This is a genomic window from Cyclonatronum sp. (assembly GCF_022565315.1).
Taxonomy (GTDB): Bacteria; Bacteroidota; Rhodothermia; order Balneolales; family Cyclonatronaceae; genus Cyclonatronum.
This window is the reverse complement of sequence record NZ_JAIUMX010000004.1, coordinates 1-20,645: the sequence shown is the minus strand read 5'-3', so window position 1 is coordinate 20,645 and position 20,645 is coordinate 1. Positions and strand designations below refer to the sequence as shown.

Annotated in this window: 21 protein-coding genes; 17 read left to right on the top strand and 4 right to left on the bottom strand. The window is 49.9% G+C overall.

The window, feature by feature from the left end; translation table 11 throughout:
* Positions 1-151: 151 nt before the first annotated feature.
* Complete coding sequence (locus LAT75_RS01650) at positions 152-412, bottom strand: hypothetical protein (protein WP_291480873.1); 261 nt, start codon at positions 410-412, stop codon at positions 152-154.
* A 266-nt stretch (positions 413-678) separates the two neighbouring features.
* Between LAT75_RS01650 and thrS the strand changes: the two genes are divergently transcribed.
* From thrS to LAT75_RS01565, 17 genes are all read left to right on the top strand, one after another.
* Positions 679-2,640 carry a threonine--tRNA ligase gene (thrS, locus tag LAT75_RS01645; protein ID WP_291480872.1) on the top strand — a complete coding sequence of 654 codons (1,962 nt, stop codon included), beginning with the start codon at positions 679-681 and terminating at the stop codon, positions 2,638-2,640.
* Positions 2,641-2,676: 36 nt separating this feature from the next.
* On the top strand, positions 2,677-3,210 hold the full coding sequence (gene infC, locus LAT75_RS01640; protein ID WP_363320500.1) for a translation initiation factor IF-3: 534 nt from the start codon (positions 2,677-2,679) through the stop codon (positions 3,208-3,210).
* Positions 3,211-3,459: 249 nt separating this feature from the next.
* The gene (gene rpmI, locus LAT75_RS01635) at positions 3,460-3,657 is read left to right on the top strand and encodes a 50S ribosomal protein L35 (RefSeq protein WP_291480871.1); all 198 of its coding nucleotides are present in this window, start codon (positions 3,460-3,462) and stop codon (positions 3,655-3,657) included.
* Positions 3,658-3,698: 41 nt separating this feature from the next.
* Positions 3,699-4,046, top strand: a complete 348-nt coding sequence (gene rplT / locus LAT75_RS01630; protein WP_291480870.1) for a 50S ribosomal protein L20 — start codon at positions 3,699-3,701, stop codon at positions 4,044-4,046.
* A 107-nt stretch (positions 4,047-4,153) separates the two neighbouring features.
* Positions 4,154-5,161, top strand: a complete 1,008-nt coding sequence (gene pheS / locus LAT75_RS01625; protein ID WP_291480869.1) for a phenylalanine--tRNA ligase subunit alpha — start codon at positions 4,154-4,156, stop codon at positions 5,159-5,161.
* A gap of 6 nt (positions 5,162-5,167) precedes the next feature.
* Positions 5,168-7,588 (top strand): phenylalanine--tRNA ligase subunit beta, encoded by a 2,421-nt coding sequence (pheT, locus tag LAT75_RS01620; RefSeq protein WP_291480868.1) that lies wholly within the window; start codon positions 5,168-5,170, stop codon positions 7,586-7,588.
* Positions 7,589-7,601: 13 nt separating this feature from the next.
* Positions 7,602-7,880, top strand: a complete 279-nt coding sequence (locus LAT75_RS01615; protein WP_291480867.1) for a hypothetical protein — start codon at positions 7,602-7,604, stop codon at positions 7,878-7,880.
* Complete coding sequence (locus LAT75_RS01610) at positions 7,877-8,191, top strand: cell division protein ZapA (protein ID WP_291480866.1); 315 nt, start codon at positions 7,877-7,879, stop codon at positions 8,189-8,191. The genes LAT75_RS01615 and LAT75_RS01610 overlap by 4 nt, the downstream gene beginning before the upstream one ends.
* A gap of 195 nt (positions 8,192-8,386) precedes the next feature.
* Positions 8,387-9,199, top strand: coding sequence for a TIGR00282 family metallophosphoesterase (locus tag LAT75_RS01605; RefSeq protein WP_291480865.1), 813 nt, complete (start codon positions 8,387-8,389; stop codon positions 9,197-9,199).
* Positions 9,200-9,230: 31 nt separating this feature from the next.
* Positions 9,231-9,935: an ABC transporter ATP-binding protein gene (locus LAT75_RS01600; RefSeq protein WP_291480864.1), complete on the top strand. Its 705-nt coding sequence runs from the start codon at positions 9,231-9,233 to the stop codon at positions 9,933-9,935.
* A gap of 59 nt (positions 9,936-9,994) precedes the next feature.
* Entirely contained in the window at positions 9,995-10,681 is a 687-nt protein-coding gene (locus tag LAT75_RS01595) for a tetratricopeptide repeat protein (protein WP_291480863.1), read from the top strand.
* A gap of 340 nt (positions 10,682-11,021) precedes the next feature.
* The gene (locus tag LAT75_RS01590; protein WP_291480862.1) at positions 11,022-11,816 is read left to right on the top strand and encodes a hypothetical protein; all 795 of its coding nucleotides are present in this window, start codon (positions 11,022-11,024) and stop codon (positions 11,814-11,816) included.
* Positions 11,816-13,354, top strand: coding sequence for a hypothetical protein (locus tag LAT75_RS01585; RefSeq protein ID WP_291480861.1), 1,539 nt, complete (start codon positions 11,816-11,818; stop codon positions 13,352-13,354). Before LAT75_RS01590 ends, LAT75_RS01585 begins: the two co-directional genes overlap by 1 nt.
* Position 13,355: 1 nt before the next feature.
* Complete coding sequence (locus tag LAT75_RS01580) at positions 13,356-14,429, top strand: hypothetical protein (RefSeq protein ID WP_291480860.1); 1,074 nt, start codon at positions 13,356-13,358, stop codon at positions 14,427-14,429.
* A 12-nt stretch (positions 14,430-14,441) separates the two neighbouring features.
* Complete coding sequence (locus tag LAT75_RS01575; RefSeq protein WP_291480859.1) at positions 14,442-15,413, top strand: PorV/PorQ family protein; 972 nt, start codon at positions 14,442-14,444, stop codon at positions 15,411-15,413.
* Between the two features lie 11 nt (positions 15,414-15,424).
* Positions 15,425-16,564 (top strand): glycosyltransferase family 4 protein, encoded by a 1,140-nt coding sequence (locus LAT75_RS01570; RefSeq protein ID WP_291480858.1) that lies wholly within the window; start codon positions 15,425-15,427, stop codon positions 16,562-16,564.
* Between the two features lie 178 nt (positions 16,565-16,742).
* A complete protein-coding gene (locus LAT75_RS01565; protein WP_291480857.1) occupies positions 16,743-18,140 on the top strand; it encodes a phosphoglucomutase/phosphomannomutase family protein in 1,398 nt (465 codons plus the stop codon).
* An 85-nt stretch (positions 18,141-18,225) separates the two neighbouring features.
* Here the strand turns inward: LAT75_RS01565 and LAT75_RS01560 are convergent, their stop codons facing one another.
* Genes LAT75_RS01560 through dusB form a run of 3 tightly spaced genes read right to left on the bottom strand, consistent with a single transcriptional unit; the run spans position 18,226 to position 20,366 of the window.
* Complete coding sequence (locus LAT75_RS01560) at positions 18,226-18,591, bottom strand: hypothetical protein (RefSeq protein ID WP_291480856.1); 366 nt, start codon at positions 18,589-18,591, stop codon at positions 18,226-18,228.
* Between the two features lie 35 nt (positions 18,592-18,626).
* Positions 18,627-19,328: a pyridoxamine 5'-phosphate oxidase gene (gene pdxH, locus LAT75_RS01555; RefSeq protein WP_291480855.1), complete on the bottom strand. Its 702-nt coding sequence runs from the start codon at positions 19,326-19,328 to the stop codon at positions 18,627-18,629.
* 51 nt (positions 19,329-19,379) lie between these two features.
* Positions 19,380-20,366 (bottom strand): tRNA dihydrouridine synthase DusB, encoded by a 987-nt coding sequence (gene dusB, locus LAT75_RS01550; RefSeq protein WP_291480854.1) that lies wholly within the window; start codon positions 20,364-20,366, stop codon positions 19,380-19,382.
* Between the last annotated feature and the right edge of the window lie 279 nt (positions 20,367-20,645).

Sequence of the window (20,645 nt, the reverse complement as noted above, 5' to 3'; positions counted from 1 at the left end):
GCTGAATTTAAGTTCATTAAATTATTGTGGCATACGGCGCACATCATGCCGTTATAACCACTAATTCGTACAAAACAAGCATTCAATCAGTAGCGAATCTGATCTGATTTTAGTACTGAATTTAACAAAGTACCGGTTCATTACCGAATAATCATTCTGGCTTACCCGGCTCCTTGAAATTTTGTTCCGCATAAATTCTGTGCTTCACTGATTCGGCCATAAAGGAGATCCCGGCGTTGATGCTTGCAAGCCCGGCCAACCCGATCCAAAACCAAAGAGCCATATGCCTCAGGTCGAAATAATCCGGACTGTTCGCTTTAATGATGGTTGCTTCTGCTACAAGATTAATTCCGAGTCCGACAAGTACAACCGCAATAATCGCGTAATTCTTCCATTTTTTTAGAGCGTCCATAAGGGATTGTGATTTAATTATATGAAAGTGGTGAAAAAATTCCCGATGCTAAACGCATGCGAAAGGAATACTTACAGTCTTAATCTAACGGTTCATTTACATTCTAAAACCCTGCTGCGTTCCCTAAAACTGAAAATGAGCTTTACATTATTGAAATTCGCACAACCCCTAATCTGCCTAAAAGGTTATCTGCGTTTTTTGTATATTCGGAGCTTAAGTATTTTTCTTCGATATAATTTCTTACTCATTCAGTTTTAAGCATTTTAATGGCTCAGGAAATAACCGCATCTCAAAAAATAGAACTAACATTTCCGGATAAAAGCATTCGCACCTTTCCCGAAGGCACAACGGGTTATGAGGTTGCAGCAAGTATTTCACCAAGGCTCGCAAAAGATGCATTAAGCATAACCCTTAACCAAACCGTACAGGACCTGAGCCGGCCTATAAACCATGGCGGCAGTATCAAAATCAACACATGGGATACTGAAGACGGCAAAACGACCTTCTGGCACAGCAGTGCACACCTTCTGGCGGAAGCCGTAGAAGCTCTCTACCCCGGCGTTAAGCTTGGAATAGGCCCGGCCATTGAGCAGGGGTTTTACTATGATATAGATTTTGGCGACACAACCATCTCGGTTGAAGACCTGCCGGCCATTGAGAAAAAAATGCTCGAGTTAGCCCGAACCAAGGCTGATTTCACACGAAAAGAAATCTCAAAATCAGATGCGCTGGCCTTTTACACCGATAAGAACGATCCCTATAAGCTTGAGCTGCTGAATGAGCTGGAAGACGGTACCATCTCTTTTTACAGACAGGGCAACTTCACTGATTTGTGCCGGGGGCCTCACATTCCTAATACCGAAAAAGTTAAAGCTATTAAGTTGCTTAACGTTGCAGGCGCTTATTGGCGAGGCAAAAGCGACAACAAGCAGCTCACCCGGATATACGGCATAAGTTTTCCTAAGCAGAAAATTCTGGATGAATTTCTGCACATGCTCGAAGAAGCCAAAAAACGGGATCATAAAAAACTGGGAAAAGAGCTTTCAATTTATATGATAGACCCGATGATTGGAAGCGGTCTGCCTGTGTGGCTTCCAAACGGCACGGTGCTTCGCAGAACACTCGAAGCCTTCCTTCGGGATGAACAGGTAAACCGTGGGTATCAGGAAGTCATTACCCCGCATATTGCCAATTTGCGGCTGTATGAAACCTCCGGTCATTACCCTTACTATGCGGATTCTCAGTACGATCCCATGCAGGTGGATGATGAGCGTTACATGCTCAAACCCATGAACTGCCCGCATCATCATCGCATTTATGCCCGCGAGATGCACAGCTACCGCGACCTTCCCATCCGACTTTCAGAGTTTGGCACGGTTTACCGCTACGAGCAGTCGGGTGAGCTTAACGGGCTATCCCGTGTTAGGGGCTTTACGCAGGATGATGCACACATCTATTGCACGCACGATCAGCTGAAAGACGAAATTAAAAATTGTATCGACCTCACTCAGCACGTTTTCGGCGTCTTTGATATGCCTGTTGATATCCGCCTTTCATTCCGCGACGATAACGATGAAAAGTACGGCGGTGAAGCTGAGCACTGGGATCGTGCACAGCGCGAAATACGCGAAGTGGCCGATGAGCTGGGCCTCGACTATACTATTGCTGAAGGCGAAGCCAGCTTTTACGGCCCGAAAATTGATTTCATTATCAGGGATGCCATCGGTCGTAAATGGCAGCTTGGTACCGTTCAGCTCGACTATGTAATGCCCGAGCGCTTCGACCTCACATATATGGGAGCCGATAATAAAAAGCACCGTCCGGTAATTATTCATCGGGCACCATTTGGTTCGATGGAACGCTTCACCTCTATCCTGATTGAACACTTTGCAGGAAACTTCCCGCTTTGGCTATCACCAAAGCAGGTTGCCATTATTCCTGTTTCTGATCAGTTCAATGAATTTGCATACCGTTACAAAGAACAACTGCATGAAAGAGGAATCCGCGTACAGGTTGACGACCGCAGCGAACAAATCGGCCTGAAAATACGGGAAGCAGAGAAGGCAAAAATCCCTCATATGCTCATAATTGGCGAAAGGGAAGCTGAAAATCAAACAGTTTCATTACGTAAACACCGTAAAGGAACCATCGGAACGTTTGCATTTGATGAATACCTTGTTAAATTAACAAACGAAATTAACCGCAAAACCCTGCCTGATTCAAATTAAACCGGCACAAACCTGAATTAATTAGGAGACACAACAATCGGAAAGCGTTATAAACAATACAAGAATTACAACACAGAGCGCATTAATGAAGACATTGATGCACCCAAAGTGCGTGTTATTAAACCAGATGGAGAACACGAAATAGTTAGTTCAGACAGGGCTTTGGTTATTGCCCGTGGTCTTGAGCTCGATCTCGTAGAAGTAGCTGCAGACGCTGATCCGCCTGTTTGCCGTATTTTGGATTACAAAAAATTCTTGTACGAAAAGAAGAAAAAAGAGAAAGATGCCAAGAAAAAACAGCATACGGTTACAATCAAGGAATTAAGGTTCCGGCCGCATACTGATGATCATGACTATAATTTCAAGCTCAAACATGCCAAATCTTTCCTTGAAGAAGGCAACAAGGTTAAGGCTACGGTACAGTTCAGAGGCCGGGATATTATCTACAGCGATAACGGCCGCGACCTGCTTGAAAGATTTGCCGACGACCTGAAAGAACTCGGAAAAATTGAAGCTAAGCCGAAGCTTGAAGGCAAACGTATGTCGCTTATTGTAGCTCCGGCCAAGTAACAAAACAAATGTACTTTTGAAACAGGGAAGCATTTCTTTAAGGTAATGCTTCCTTTTTTTTTGGAAAGACACCGTTTTTTCAGCGATTACGACCGTTCATTTTGTGATGTTTAAGGCCTTAAACAAATCATCTGAATGCGCGAATCAGAACAGCAGTGGCCGATACTTCAAATCAAATTGTATTAGGTTCAAAAAGTGTTTATATTTGCGATTCTGTATTCAAATCGAAAATTAGATACGAATAACACAATGCCTAAACTTAAAACAAACAGTGGCGCCAAAAAGCGTTTCAAGCTTACCGGTACCGGGAAGCTTAAGCGCAAGAAGGCATTCAAAAGCCACATCCTTACTAAAAAGTCGCCCAAGCGCAAGCGCAACCTGCGGCAATCTACTTTGGTTCATAAGAGCGACATGAGCAACATCATGCGCCTTCTTCCAAACCTGTAAGTAGAATTCAATTTTAACATTTAACCTTAGAGCTATATCAAATGCCACGTTCAGTGAACAAAGTGGCTTCCAAAAGCCGTCGCAAAAAGATTCTTAAACAAGCGAAAGGCTATTGGGGTTCACGAAGCAAGGTTTATACAGTTGCCAAAAATACTGTAGAAAAAGGTCTTCAATATCAGTACAGAGACCGCCGTAACCGCAAGCGCGAATTCAGAAAACTCTGGATTATCAGGATCAACGCCGCGGCACGAATAAACGGGGTTTCTTACTCCAGACTCATGGGTGCTCTGAAAAAGCACAATATTGAAATCGACCGCAAAATCCTGGCGGATCTTGCCGTACACGAGCCGGAAACATTCTCGGCAATCGTTAAAAAAGCAACCGCCTAAGCGTGTTCTTGTTTTCGATTATGTAAGATTTCAGGCAAGCCTACCCAACATAGGCTTGCCTTTTTTATTCATCCTGATCATTTTTTTGAAGCGCATCCTACCAAACTATGAGTGAACTCACTGATAAGCTCAAAAAAGATATTGAGTCCTTCAAGATAAACAGCCGCGAAGAACTTGAGCACTTCCGGCTTACCTACCTTTCCAAAAAAGGCCGGGTATCTTCTCTGCTTGGCAAAATCGGCAGTATTGCTGCTGAGGAAAGAAAGCTCTTCGGGCAAAAAGTAAATGCCGTAAAAAAACTGGCACACGATAAGCTTGAGGAAGCAGAACAGCGGCTGCACAAATCACAAAAAACAAGCCGTAAAGCAACAGATGATATAAGCCTGCCAGCAAGCTCCTTATCCCTTGGCGTTGCCCACCCCCTGTCTCAGACACTTACGCGTATCAAAGATGTGTTCTACCGGCTTGGGTTCTCAATAGCTGACGGGCCCGAGGTCGAAGACGACTTCCATAACTTTACTGCGCTCAACTTCCCGCCTGAACACCCTGCACGCGATATGCAGGATACTTTTTTTATAAAAAAATCTGACGACCCCAACACCGACGATCTCGTGCTCCGCACCCATACCTCACCGGTGCAGATTCGCCTTATGAAAAACGGCACCCCCCCGTTCCGCTCCATTATGCCGGGAAGGGTTTACCGGAACGAGTCCATCACGGCGAAATCGTACTGCCTGTTCCATCAGGTAGAAGGCCTTTATGTTGATAAAAATGTTTCCCTCGCTGAGCTAAAGGATACGCTCATCATGTTCGTGGAAATGATTTACGGGGAAGGTGTTCGCTACCGCATCAGGCCGTCTTTCTTCCCGTTTACCGAACCCAGCCTTGAAATGGATATTTGGTGGGGTGATGATGAAACCGGAAAATGGCTCGAAATATTAGGAGCTGGCATGGTGCACCCCAATGTGCTGCAATCTGTTGGCGTTGATCCGGAAGAATACCGCGGCTTTGCTTTCGGCATGGGTGTGGAACGTATTGCCATGCTGTTTTACGGCATAGATGATATCCGCCTGCTTTATGATAATGACCTCCGTTTCCTGCAACAGTTTCAATAATCCATTATGAAAATTTCGCTTAACTGGCTCCGTGATTATATTTCCACAAGCCTGACAGGCGCTGAAATTGCGGACAAACTCACCCTTACCGGCCTCGAAGTTGACGAGCTTGAAACAGTTGGCAGTGATTTCGCCGGCGTTGTTGTAGGGGAAGTACTCAGCGCACAAAAGCATCCTAATGCTGATAAACTTACGCTTTGCCAGGTCAATACCGGCGCCGACACCGTTCAGATCGTTTGCGGAGCACCCAACGTGGCAACTGGCCAGAAAGTAGCTGTAGCAACAGTAGGCACAACCCTGCCACTCACTGACAAAGACGGCAAGCCTTTCAAAATCCGGAAATCCAAAATACGCGGGGAAGTTTCTTTCGGAATGATCTGCGCCGAAGACGAACTCGGCATCGGCACCGATCATAGCGGCATCATGGTGCTTGATCAGGCGCTTGTACCCGGCACACCCTTCGGTGAAGTCGTACCCCCTACTCGTGATACTGTGCTCGAAATCGGCCTCACACCAAACCGCCCTGATGCGGCCTGCCATACCGGTACTGCCCGTGATTTGTTTGCCGTTACCGGCGAAACCTTTACGCACCCCGCTGAAAAACTAAAAGCTGCTGACGTTACCCATCAGCCTGACGGCAACCCCGCGGTGCAAATCCGTATTGAAAATACCAGCCTTTGCCATAGATATGTTGGCATTGTAATGAAAAATGTGAAAGTTCAGCCGTCTCCCCGGTGGGTTCAGAACAGGTTGAAAGCTATCGGGCTGCGTCCGCGTAACGCGGTTGTTGATGCCACCAATTATGTGATGCACGAGCTCGGGCAGCCGCTTCATGCATTCGATCTTAAGACCCTCCGCGGACCTGGTATTTTGGTGAAATCATTTGATTCGCCAGTAAATTTCACAACCCTGGATGAAACCGCGCATGAGGTTCCTGCAGGCTCGCTCTTTATCTGTGATGAGGAAAAACCGGTAGCCTTAGCCGGAATCATGGGAGGGCTAAATTCCGAAATACAGGATGATACCACCGAAATTCTGATTGAATCTGCCTGGTTCGATCCTGTTTCAATCCGTAAAACAGCACGTACACTTTCCCTGCAAACCGATTCATCCTACCGGTTTGAGCGCGGTGCCGATCCCCGTATCACTCTGAAAGCCGCCCTCCGCTGCGCTCAGCTCATTACAGAATGGACGGGAGCTGAATCAGTTGGTCCGGTAACGGATATTCATCCTGTTGCACCTCAGCTAAAGCAGCTCAGCATGCGCATTGCCCGTGCCCATCAGATTATCGGAACCGAAATTCCGCAGGAAACGATGATCAGCATTTTGAGCCGCCTCGGTTTTGAACCCAAAGCTGAAGGTAGCCTGATTCACTGCACGGTTCCTTCCTTCCGCCCGGATGTGAGTATTGAGGTCGATCTTATTGAAGAAATCGCCCGGATTTACGACTATAACAACATCCCCACTACCGGTCGCATTTCTTTTGCCCGACCGCCGGTAACACCATTTGACGAACAGTTTACCACTAAACTGCATCAGGCCTGCCTCCGGCTTGGCCTTACTGAGCTTTATAACAACTCCCTGCTTCCCGAAAACATCGAAAAACAACTCTCTGAAAATGAAGCAGCTAAACTTGTGCGTACCCTTAACCCCATTTCACGCGATCAGGCCATTATGCGCCCTGATCTGTCCTATGGGTTTCTGAAATCGGCCGCCTATAACTTCAACAGGAAAGCAACAGGTTTCAGAGCTTTTGAGATTGGCCGTGTATTCCGCAAAGGAGACGGAAACTGGATCAAAGGTATCCAAGAATCGAAAAGCCTGCTGCTCGGCCTCGCAGGAAACAAGCAGGATCAGCACTGGCAGCACCCTGCTATGCCCTTTGCCTTTCACGATCTGAAAGCCCTGGTTGAAGGGCTGCTGAAACAGCTTCGGCTCAGTAATGATGTAACAATAGTACACGAAGCGCATGAAGCACTTTTGAAGCACGGCAATCGGGCCATAGGCCGTCTTTACGCAGTTTCGGATGAACAGCGCAAGCGCTTTGATCTTGATGTACCGGCATTTATAGCTGAAATAAACTGTGATGAGCTGGTGAAACTGGCTTCGAACCTTAAGGCCGTACGCTATCAGTTCATACCAAAATTCCCTCCTTTTGAATTTGATATCGCTCTTATAGTTGACAGTGATCTTGAAGCGGTCAAGCTAATGGATTACATCAGAACGAACGGTGGTAACCGTCTTAAGTCCGTTGATGTTTTTGATGTTTTTGAAGGAAAAAGCATAGAAGCAGGCAAAAAAAGTATCGCTTTCCGGCTAATCTTTCAGGATGCAGAAAAAACCCTTACTATTGAAGACGTGAACACCGTCATCAAAAAGCTCACTGCCGGTCTTGAAAAGACATTGGGAGCTCAGCTCAGGGGTTAAATCTGGCTTTATCATGAACAACTTTGCACATAAAAGAGGTAAATCAGTACAAATTCAGGAGCTTCGCGACCTGCTGGATGAGCTTCGTTCTGCTGCCGCCCTGCTTGTGCAACGCAACAATGAACTTGTTCAGGAAAACAGCCGGCTAAAAAAAGAAAACGAAAAAATTAAAGATCAGCTTGCTGTTCGAGAGGCTGAACCGGTCTTAACCCAAAAAGAACGGCTCATTCTTAAGCAGCAGTTAGCCCGAATGATCCGCAGACTCGACCGACACCTGGAGGAAAAAGCTTGAATTCCATCAAGGTTACCATACTAAACAAACAATACCCGCTAAAGGTACAGCCAGGTGATGAAGCTCTGATGCAAGAAGTAGCTCAGTTCGTGGATAAACGGCTCAGAGAGATGAAAAAACACTTTGCGGGCCAGCCCAATGATACCATTATGATACTCTCCTGCCTCAGTTTGGCAGAGGAACTTTTTTTATTAAAAAAAAATATGCCGGAACCCGTTGATAAAGCATTGAATGCATTGCTTTTCGGAGAAGTAAGCACACAGCTTCGGGACACGATCGATCAAATTAAGGGTTCCAAAAACACAAAATAGGTTGTATATTCTAATAAGGACAGCGTTTGGTTATTGCTTGAACGATATTAATCAACAGGGAGTCCGGCTTCGTGCGACAACGTCGTGCCTCATGTTCCTTCGGGAAATAGTGGAAGACGAACTTGCAAGAGAGGGTTCCCACCGTGTGTAAAACGGTTCTTTGCAATTCCCGCTGTCCTTTTTTTATTTTCCCCAATGTCTAAAACTATAAATTTACTGTTTGTCGGTGATGTTGTATCCGACGCGGGTATTGCACTTACAGATACCTTCCTTCAAACCATCATCAAGAAGTACAACTCAGACTTTGTTGTAATTAACGGGGAAAACGCTCATGAGGGAATGGGAACAAATGAGCAAATCGTCAAAAATTTTTATCGCCTTGGCGCTCACGTTGTAACGGGTGGCAATCACAGTTTTGCCAAATGGAAAATTTACCCGTACATGAAAACAGACCGGAATCTGCTCCGGCCGCTCAACTACCCCAAAGGTGCACACGGTTACGGCTACGGGGTGTATGAAATTCCGGATACAGGGCTTAAAATCGGTATAGTGAACCTGCAGGGGCGTACATTTATGCAACCTCTTGACTGCCCTTTCCGCACATCTGACTGGGTTATTGAAAAGATACAGGAAGAAACAAATCTCATTTTTGTCGATTTCCATGCGGAAGCCACTGCTGAAAAGCAGGCTTTTGGCTGGTATGTTGACGGCCGTGTATCTGTAGTTGCGGGTACCCACACTCATGTACCTACCGGTGATGCACGCATTCTTCCCAACGGTACCGGCTACATAACGGATGTAGGGATGACCGGTGCTTTCAACTCAGTTATTGGCATGGATAAAGATACTGCCATCAAACGGTTCCTGCTGCAAACGCCACACAAATACAGCTCAGCAAACGGCGATAACAGGCTGTGCGGTATTCATTCTGTAATTGATACAGAAACGGGTAAATGCGTTCATATTGAGCCTTTTGCTTACCCTTCCTTCCGTAATTCCAATCTGTAGTTTTTTTTCCAAAACCATGGATTCCCGGCCAATGGAACCAATACTTCATGCACGCGACCTTGAGAAATCTTATGCAGAAAAAGAATCTGCAGAAAGACTTCATGTTTTAAGAGGCATAAACATCGCTATAGCGGAAAATGAGGTTGTTGCAATAGTAGGGGCAAGCGGATCGGGCAAAAGTACGCTGCTTCACATTCTTGGCGGCCTCGACCGGCCGGGTTCGGGTGAAGTTTTTTTTCGTGGCACAAACCTCAACAAGCTCAATGCTGCAGAGCTTGCTGCCTTCAGAAATAAGAACATGGGCTTCGTATTTCAGTTTCACCACCTGCTGCCCGAATTTTCTGCTCTGGAAAATGTGCTGATGCCAGCCCTTATCGGTGGTCAGTTTCCAAATGAACGTGAACTGCGGGCAAAAGAATTGCTGGATAAGTTTGGGCTTTCAAAAAGATACCATCACAGGCCCTCTGAACTTTCAGGCGGTGAACAGCAACGGGTAGCCGTTGCGAGAGCCCTGATGAACAAGCCGGATCTTCTGCTTGCAGATGAACCAACAGGCAATCTCGATGAGGCCAATACCAAAAGCCTTTTAAAGCAGCTTTTTGAGCTGCGAAATGAACTAAGCCTTACTATTATCATGGTAACGCACGACAAATCCATAGCTGCAAGCTGCGACCGGACTTTCAGAATAGAAAATGGTTTGATTGTTTCCGATACAGCTAATTTGGGGCTTGTCTAATCATTTAATACGCTTTATTTTAGCCTTTCTGTAAACAACTATAATTTTCAAACAAAAAAATGGCTCAAAGACTCTCAAAAGATGAACTCGAAGCTGATGCGCTGGTAACAGGTTATGTGAGAGCGCTCTCCTTCTACAAAGATAACAAGACTTCAATCATTGGTGCTGTTGTTGCCGTAACTGTACTCATAGCAGGCATTCTTTGGTATGTTTCGAGCTCATCTGCAGCGGAAAACAATGCCCGTGAAGCCATGACTTATGCAGAAGAGCAGTTTCTGAGCGGCAATTTTGAAAATGCACTTTTCGGAGATGAAGATGCGTTTGAGCCGGGATTGGTTGAAATTATCAGCCGTTTTCCGCGTACAACTGCCGGCAATCTCGCATTTTACTACGCTGCAGTAAGTTTTGCTGAAATTGGTGATTACGATTCTGCTCTCCAAAACATCCGCCGTTTTGATATCCCCTCCGGCGTGATGGGTGTAGCTCCCAAAAGTCTTCACGGTATGATTCTGATGCAGCTTGGGCAGTACAGCGACGCTTCTTCCATGTTTGAACGCGCAGCCAACTGGGACCTTAACTCAGCAACTACGCCCTTCAACCTGCTCAATGCCGCAGAAGCAGCTTATGCAGCAGGTAACTACAACAGGGCTGCAACACTTGCACGCCGCATCAAATCGGATTACCCGAATTCGCAACAGGCTCCTAATGCACAGCGCCTCGAAGGCATGCTTTCTGCAAGAAACTGATTTTTATTTGTAACCTTTGAGGTTCCATCTCCGTCTAACCAACGGAGATGACCTCATATTAAAAAATCTCCATTCAAAGCCCGGTTCGTTAGCGCAAACCGGGCTTTTTTTTTGACTGTTGCTTCCCAAACGGAACCTTTAGACAGACATACAGTTTTAAATGTGTCTTGCAGTTGTGCAATACTCAGTTAATTAAGCTTAGTTTGCCGGCTTGGATTTAAATTGAAACGAGAATCATTCCGGTAATTTCGATAATTTAGTTTCTCGTCTCACTTAACCCGTGTCTTTTTTTATGCCCGAAATTGCAGGTTTGAAAACATCATCAATAAATTTGTTTCGAGTGCTCATTGCCAGCATTACAGCTTTTCTTTTTTTAGCTGTTGCGATTATTGGCTGTGACTCCCCGCCGGGCACTGCACCATACCAGGTCAGTCCGCAACCTTTCGCCACCCTCACCCTTACGCCGGGTGAGCTCACCTTCGACCCGGAAGCCGGTATAAGGGACACAACCGTTACCGTAGTAATCAGTGCACAGCTGCGTGCTGGTGCGTCCGTTCAAAATCCTTCGTTCAGCGTTCGGCGACAGGGATTTTCAGAAGTATTCAGGCAGGGAAGCCTTACTCAGGATTCGGGCGGTAACCTCACAGCAAGCTTCAGCTTCAGCACGGCTACCAACAACAGTGCTTTTTTTACGGTTTACGTATTCGACCAAATTGAAGGGGGCGTGCTTTCAAATACCCTGCAGAGAAGTTTGATTCAGACCGGCTTTACCACACAGCCGCCCGAAATTCAGTCTCTGGCTCACCCGAGTGTTGTTCTCATCCCGACTGAAGGCACAACTTCTTTCAGATTCCTGGCAAGGGTTGTACACCCTGAGGGTCAGGAGAACATAGCTGCTGTACTGCTCGAACTATTTGATTCCGCAGGAAATATGCTTGGCGGTGAACCCTTCACCATGCTCGACGACGGCGATGAGCAGAATTCCGGCGATGTGGAAGCTGGCGACGGTATCTTCACACGAGCCTTTTCAATTGGTCCTAATAATCAGCCGGAAACCTACGACGTTAGAGCCTATGCCCTTGACCGGCAGGGTCTTTCAAGCGACACCATTTCATCAACCCTTACCATTCAGTAATGCTGATCCGCCTCACCGCTTTATTTTTTGTTTTTTCAGGATGGATGCTTCCTGCGCCGGCCCTGGCGCAGATAACGGGTCCTACCCCGCCGGAAACCTTCAATTCCATCAGCCAAAACAGCGTCTCTAATATGGGCGCGCTCGGCGATTCGCTCTGGGTCGGCCCGCTGATGATGCTGAATGTGCGCAACAGTCTTGATTTTACCTTCCCGGAACGGGCCGATTCGATAGCTGCCGGGCCGGGACGCCTTTTTTCCATCGCCCTTGCGCCCGATACCGTTTTTGCCGGGCTGGGATTCAATTTTGTGAGCGGCGGCTCAAGCGTACAGACAAGCCTGGGGTTTCATGTCTCAACCGATGGCGGCCTGAACTGGGCCTACATCCCCCCTCCCCTCGATAATCCGGACCAGACTTTCATCACCTACGGCAATCAGCAAATTCAGTCCGTTCCCGTAATTGTGCCGCAGCAGTCGCCGCCCTACAATGTTGACTTTCGCAGTGAAACCGTATTTTTTGCAGGCTGGGCTTCCGGCATCCGCCGGAGTATGGATTTTGGTGAAACCTGGGAAAGGCTGCTTCTGCCACCGCGCGACGCAAGCATCCTCACCCCGGAAAACACCTACAACTTCGTTTTCGACCCGCGCCTCGACAATAACTTCCTCGGCTTTTCGGTGATGATTGACCGCGACGGGAATGTCTGGGCAGGTACCGCCGGAGGGCTGAATATTTCCGACAACGCCCTCACTGCTCCTGCAAACCAGGTGCGCTGGAACAAAAAACGGCGTACGGGCCTTAGCGACGGGCTCCTGGGGAACTGGATCATCCGCATCAGAGAAAACAATTTCGACGGCGGCGTCTGGATGACCAACTGGATTGCCGACAGCGGCACCGATCAGCAGGGCGTTGTGGTAACTTACGATATGGGAGAGAGTTTTCAGCAGCACCTGGTCGGTGAGCAAATTTATGACCTTACCTTTGAGGGAGAGCGGATTTACGCGGCCGGCACTAACGGCCTGTTCATCAGCCCCGATAACGGCCAAAGCTGGAATCAGATCCGGCAGATCAGCACCCCTAACGGATTTATCAAGGCGAGCGCCAACTACCTGAGCCTTGCAAAAACTACGGACCGCGTGTGGGTCGGCACTACCGACGGCCTTGCCTCAACCGACGACGGCGGCGAAACCTGGCAGCTCACCCGTGTGAATTTTCCGCTTCAGGGCGGCAATCAGTTTGTACCCGATGCACGCGATGTACGCAGCTACGCCTACCCGAATCCGTTCTCGCGTCGGGTACATGAGCTCGTCCGCATCAAGTTCGAAGCCCCGCACAGCGGCAACGCGAGCATCCGCCTGTACGATTTTGGCATGAACCTCATACGCGAACTCGATGCCGGCGTGCCCGTAACCCGGGGTGAAACCTACGAAGCGGTTTGGGATGGCACCGACGGTGGGGGCCGCATTGTTGCAAACGGCCCGGTTTTTTATATCATCTCAGCCGGCGGCTCGGATATAACCGGCAAAATTTTGGTACTGGATTAATATGATGAACTTTCCTGAACAAACCCGGGCATTCACATTACCCCTCCGCTCCGCGCTGCTGCTCTGCCTGATGAGCCTCTTCTTCTCAGCCGACCTTATGGCTCAAAACGGCGGATTTGCAGGTGCTTTCAGCCGGATGGGCTTTGGTCCGCGCGGTATGGGCATGGGCAACGCCATGACGGCCGTACATCAGCAGGGCGTATTCGCACACTACAATCCCGCGCTGGCTTCAACCGTAACGGACACCGAGTTTGATTTTTCGGCTTCTTCCATGAGTCTCGACAGGCAGCTGAATATGCTCAACGTGGCCTTTATGCTGCCGCCAAATGCCGGCATCAACATAGGCCTGATACACGCCGGTGTTTCAGATTTCGACGGACGAACAGTCTCAGGGGTGCCGACCGCCCGCTTTTCGACCAATGAATTCAAAGCTTTCATCGCTTTCGGGCTCAACCCGGGCCGAAAACTGAGCCTCGGTTTCAGCGCAAATCTTTACTACGCCAGCTACTTCGACGACGTTGACAACCCGCTCGCTTTCGGGCTTGATATCGGCTTTTTATATCGTGCAAGCGAACGCCTGAGCATTGGCGGCACCGTTCAGGATATGTTTGCCAACTATACCTGGAACACTTCAGCTGTTTACGGCGGCTCGCTCAGCAACAGATCAGACAATTTCCCGGTGCGCTTCAAGCTCGGCGCAGCTTATGAATTGCCCGAATACAACCTCCTCTTTTCAGCTGATTTCGAAACCCGTTCACAAAGTTCCTTTATTCAGGAAAGGCAGGTTGATGTTACACCGGGGCAGCCCGTAATCCGAAGCACCCTAACTGACATCACGACCGGCTCATCTATGATTCGCTTCGGAACGCAATACGGTATTCATGAGCGCATCGACCTGCGGGCAGGCTGGGATGCCGGTGATCTCAGCTACCTCGCTGAATCGCAGCGGTTTATGGGTGGTTTCAGCCTGAAACTTCCCCTTCGGAATTTCAACTCAGCAATTGATTATACCTTTGTACGTGAACCCGAGGGCATCAGCTACATGCACGTTTTTGCCCTTCGAATCATCCGCTAAACATTCACAACCATGCCTAACTTTCAAAGCTGCCTCAAAGGGATACTGCTGAGCTTTCTGCTGCTTGCGCCCGCTGTTTCCATGGCCCAGACCGGACTTGATTTCCTGAATATCGGGCCAAATGCGCACTCCCTGAGTATTTCTGAAGCGCATACCGCCGTGCCGCTGGGTTCTGCCAGCGTGTTTACCAATCCGGCGAACCTCATGCTTTCCGATCAGTCGAGCCTCGGCCTCTCCTACTCCCTCTGGATAGCCGACACGCAGAATACACAGGCCTCAGCCGCCATACGCCGCGACCGCGATGTGTTCGGTTTCGGTGTTTTGTCATCATTGATTGATGACTTCGAAGCGCGTCAGAACCCCGGGCCTTCAACCGGAAGCTTCTCGGTTCAGTACCTCGCCCTTACGGCGGCCTATGCGCGCAACGTTTCGTTTCTTTCGGTTGGTGCTTCTGTGAGCTACCTCTACGAGCAGCTGTTTCAGCAGAATGCTTCAGGCTACGCTTTTTCAGGAGGGATTACCGGGGAATTTCTGGATCAGCGGCTTCGGGTGGGTTCAGCGATTACCAATGCCGGACGCATGGGCGAACTGCTGAACGAACGCACAACGGTACCGACGCGCTGGCGTACCGGCTTCGATGTTAATGCTGTTCAGATTTCTGCCTTTTCCGGTGCGGAGATTCCTGTTGTGATTAACCTGAGCGCCGATTTTGTGATGCCGCTTAAAGAAGAAAACATCCGGGTAAACGGAAATGAAGATACCGCTATCGAATCCGGGAACTTTCTTACGTTCGGTCTTCAGGCCGAGCTTTATGATATGATTGGCGTACGGGCCGGCTACCGAACCGGCGAAACCGCCCGCAACTGGTCCTTTGGCGCATCTGTTCAGGTAAATCCGGTTCAGTTCTTCTACGGCTTCATCCCCTTTGAAACCGGATTCGGGATGGTGCATTCAATCGGGCTGAACTACAATTTCAACCTGTAAGCCCGGCACGAATGCGTAAAACCCGGCGGGTTTTGATGGCGGTACACAGCGACTACCTGCACGATCACCGGGTCCGTCGCGAAACCGCCGCGCTCACGCAGGCCGGCTACGAGCTCGAAATCATTGCCGCATCGCCCGATGTAAGCCTTGCAAGATGCGAAGAAGCAGATGGGGCCAGGGTGCATTTCATCCCCCTACAAAAAAAAACCGGCAAAGCGCGCTATTGGGAATTTGTGAAGCGGATCCGTGCCAAAATCGCTGAACTCCGGCCGGCTGACCTCATCCATGCCCATGATCTGGACGGGTTGCTTGCCTGTGCCCCGGCATCCAAAAAGCAACACGCCCGGCTGATTTACGACAGCCATGAGCTGCACACCGAAGTACACTCCCTGCAGCACCGCCCGCTCACGCGCAAGCTTTGGGCACTGATTGAAAACCGCTACATCCGGCAGGCCGATGCGGTCATTACTGTTTCGGAGGGCATTGCCGGCGTACTGCAGCAGCGGTACAAGCTTGCAGAAAGGCCTGTAGTTGTGCGCAACTTCACGGATCCGCTGCCGGCACCTTCCGGCTCTGATGACAGCCGCATGAGCCTCAGCCTGCCCCCTCAGCCGTACCTTGCCCTCTATCAGGGCGTGATTCAGCACGGCCGCGGCGTTGATGCCATGCTCAGAGCAATAGCCCAAACGCCGGACTGGGGATTCGTAATTTGCGGGGACGGCTCCCAAAAAGCAGCTTTGGAGCAGCTTGCCGCTGAGCTCGGCATAACGGATCGGGTGAGATTTACGGGCATGGTAAGCCGCGATTACATCCTGCGCATCAGCCGCTTTTGCCATGCGGGATTCCTGCTCACCGAACCGCTCGGCCTCAGCCATTACTACTCCCTGCCCAACAAGCTCACAGAGTACATCCACTACGGCCTGCCCGTGATCGCAACCGGCCTACCGGAAATCAGGCAAATCGTTGAGCAGTACGGAGTCGGCCGCATCATTTCAGCCGAGCAGTTTGCGTCAGAGGAAATTGCCCGCGCCCTTCAGGAGCTTACAAACCAAGATGCAGGGCTCAAAGAGGGACTAAAGCGGGCGTCTGCCGACCTAACCTGGTCAGCCGAAAAAGAACGGCTGCTCGCGCTCTACCAAAAGCTGATTTAGGCATAATTAAGCTTTCAGGTTTAGGCCGGCTTCCCCTATTTTTACACTATAAATAATGCAGGACGGAAAAAGCTTTCATCATTGCAGGTTTGCACCAAACAACGGCTTATGTATGATTTCTTTTTCGCAAACAAAGCGACTGTTCAAATAAGGTTTTACTCACTTAAATCCCCCTTTTATGTCCACAATTAAATTCGGTACCGACGGCTGGCGTGCGGTTATTGCTGATCAGTACACTTTTTCAAACGTAGCTCGCGTAGCGGCAGCAACGGCACGATGGATTAAAGACAGCGGCATATCGCAAAATGGCGTTGTTGTAGGCTTCGACGCCCGTTTTCAGAGCGAGGCTTTTGCGAAACTTGCGGCACGCATCATGGCGCATGAAGGCCTGCACGTGCGCTTTTCCGACAACATCTGCCCGACACCCGCGGTAAGTCTGGGGGCGCAGCAGTTTGATGCCGTTGGGGTCGTAATCACCGCAAGCCATAACCCGCCCGAGTATAACGGCTTCAAAATCAAGGCTCCGTTCGGGGGCTCTGCCTCACCGGCGCAAATTACTGAAGTTGAGGCGCGTATCCCCGAAAACTACGATACCAGCGGCCTGCCCGGTTTCGGCGCCCTCACGGAATCAGGCAGCATTGAGCTGCTCGACCTGAACACGCGCTACCTCGATATCATCCGTGAGCGGATCGATCTGGATGTGATCCGCGCACATGGCGGCAAAATTGCCCACGATGCCATGTACGGCTCCGGTGCCGGCCTCATCGGCGAACTGCTCGGCGAGCTCGCCGTTGAGCTCAACTGCGAGCAGAACCCCGGCTTCAACGGCGTGCCGCCTGAGCCCATCGAGAAAAACCTCACCGAGCTGCCTCAGGTTATTGTGAATGAGGGATGCATGCTCGGCATTGCCAACGACGGCGACGCCGACCGCGTAGCCATGTTCGACGAGCAGGGAAATTACGTGGACTCCCATCAGATTTTGTCGCTGCTTGCCAAGTACATGGCCGATACGAAAGGCATGAAAGGCGAGCTGGTTAAAACAGTTTCCACCACAGATATGCTTCGCAAACAGGCCGAAAAGTACGGACTGCCGATCATCACGACGCCCATCGGCTTCAAATACATCACCGAAAAAATTCTGGAAGGCGATGTGCTTGTGTGCGGCGAGGAATCCGGCGGGATCGCCGTGAAAGGACATCTCGCTGAGCGGGACGGCATCTACATCGGGCTGCTGATTGCCGAGATGTGTGCCCGGCGCGGAAAGTCGCTAAGCGCTTTGGTGCAGGAGCTTTTTGATGAATTCGGCGAACATCACTGCCGCCGGAATGACCTGCACACCACCGAAGAGCGGAAAAACCGTATGATTGATCTGTGCAAGCAGGAAAAACTGACGGAAATCAGCGGTCAGAAAGTAGTGAAGGTTGAGCAGATCGACGGTATCAAACACTGGCTGGCCGACGGCACCTGGCTGCTGGTCCGCGCCTCCGGAACCGAGCCTGTGCTGCGGATTTACTCCGAAGCCACAACCGGAGCCCGTGCGCAGCAGCTTGTAGATGATGTGAGCGCGATGGTGTAAGTCAGGCCGTCGGGCTAACTTTCAGGTACTCACAAAAAAGGTGTGTCGGATTCAGTTCCGCGCACCTTTTTTTATGGGATGAAGCTCAGCCGGCAGCAAAGATCGCCATGCTCACCGCGCTGAACAGAAATCCGGCAATCATCGAAACAATGGCATAATTTTTGGGTACCCTGAAATCTTCAAGCTCTTCCATACTTTTGAACTGCCGGATCATAAAAAGGCTGCTCACGAATCCGGCGGCCACATAGGCCACAAAAAAAGCCGGCATTACAAGGTAAATGCCGTACAGTTCCTCGGTAAACATATAAACAAGGCTGATGAGCATCCACATCAGCTCAACGGCGGACACAAAATTTGAGAAGCGGTTTGTACGCCCCTCATCAATAAGAAGCTTCAGGCCTTCAGCGGTGATTAACGCACCAACAATAATGCTGACGGGCGTGTAAAGCATGTGCGGATTCTCTCAGAGTTAAGGTCAGGGGATGGTCAGGGGGCAAGTCGTTGGGTCTTCCAGGTGTTTGGGCGGGATGCATCGGGGATGAAAGCAATCCGGTCGTGAAGGCGGCCGGTGCGGCCCTGCCAGAATTCCCAATACTTCGGCATGATGCGGTAGCCGCCCCAGTTGGCCGGGCGCTCAAGCGGTTTGCCTGAAACCTGAAGCTCTGTTTTGAGCGCCTCCTGTTTTTCCTCCAGCCACTGCCGGCTCTCAACCGGGCGGCTTTGCGGCGAAATGACCGCGCTCAGGTTGCTCTCAGCCGGCCGCGCATTGAAGTAGGCATCGGACTCCGCCCCGCTGATGCGGCTTGCGGTACCCTCAATACGAAGCTGCCGGAACGACTCCGGCCAGTTAAAGGTAAGGGCGACCTCCGGGTTGGCGTCGATTTGCCGCGCCTTGTCACTTTCATAGTTGGTGTAAAAAACGAGCCCGCGCTCGTCGAAGCCCTTCAGCAGCACCACCCGCGCATGCGGACGGTTTTCCGAAACGGTGGAAAGTACGAACGCATTGGCATCGAACAGGCTTTGTTCGGCGGCCTCGGCGTACCAGCGTTCAAACAGCTCGAGCGGATTCGCTCCTGCAGCCTCTTCGGTGAGGGGCTCACCGGTGTACTCGCGCCGCATAGCCGCCACAGCCGTGCGCCATGTCTGTACGTCGCGCTTACTGAACCAGCTCTTGATAGGATTTAGCAAAGTAAATTTTGATTTTTTTAGGATGATGACCTCTGATCAGCGCGATGCAGCTCAGCTGAGCGCATACACATCCTGATCGTCGAAATTCAGCAGGGCTTCAATGATGGGTTCCGGGGTATCGTGCTCCATCAGTTCAAGGCGCAGTTTTTTCCCGTTGCGGATGCCTTTGAGGTAGTTGCCGTAATGCTTTTTCATGGTGATGACCCCGTACTTCTCCCCGTGATGGGCAACGGAGGCGCGCAGCTGATCCGCGCAGATTTCCATGCGCTCCTGCAGCGTTGGCTCCGGCAGCTTCTCCCCTGTTTCCAGATACACTTTCATCTGCCGGAAAATCCACGGATTGCCGATAGCGGCCCGGCCGATCATGATGCCGTCAACACCGGTAGAATCAAACACATGCTTTGCTTCTTCGGGGGTGGTGATGTCGCCGTTGCCGATAACAGGGATCTCAAGGCCGGGCGTGTTTTTGAGCAGCTTCAGATACTCCCAGCGGGCGCAGCCCTTGTAGCCCTGCGCACGCGTACGGCAGTGCACCGTGAGCGCCTTCACACCAATACGCTGCAGCATGAGCGCAACTTCCTGAATACGGATACTGTCATGATCCCAGCCAAGCCGTGTTTTTACAGTTACAGGAAGTTTGGTGACATCAACCACTTTTTCGGTCATGCGTGCCATCAGCCCCAAATCGCGCAGACAGGCGGAGCCCGCATTTTTCTTCACAATTTTATAGACGGGGCACCCGAAATTGATGTCAATCAGGTCCGGGTTATTGGCCTCTGCAATCTGTGCGGCCCCTTCCATCGCTTCTTCCCTGCCGCCGAAAATCTGAATCCCGAACGGACGCTCCATCTCTTCAAACCGCATTTTGTGCATGGATTTATCGGAATCACGGATGATGGCTTCAGAGCTGATAAATTCGGTGTACACCACATCGGCACCGAGCCTCTTGCAGATCTGTCGGAAGGGTGAATCGCTCACATCTTCCATAGGGGCAAGAATTACGGGCTGATCGGGAAGCTTTATGGAACCAATTTGCATGGAAAAAGAAATCTTGTTGCGGGAAGGTTAAGTTTGCCGGAAAAAGGCTGAAGCACTCGTTTCCTGCAAAAGCTATTAAAATAAGCATTTTCAACCGTGAATGCAGGCTGAGGGTTCAAACATCAAACAAGTCGTGCTGTTTCATAACATCCTCAAAAAAGCGCTTTGAAGCATCGTAAGCTATGCAGGCACAGCACCCATCATCCTAAAAAACAGGCAGAAAGAAAAATAAACCCGCTTGCACAAATCAAATCTCATACACTTATTCAAATTTGAATT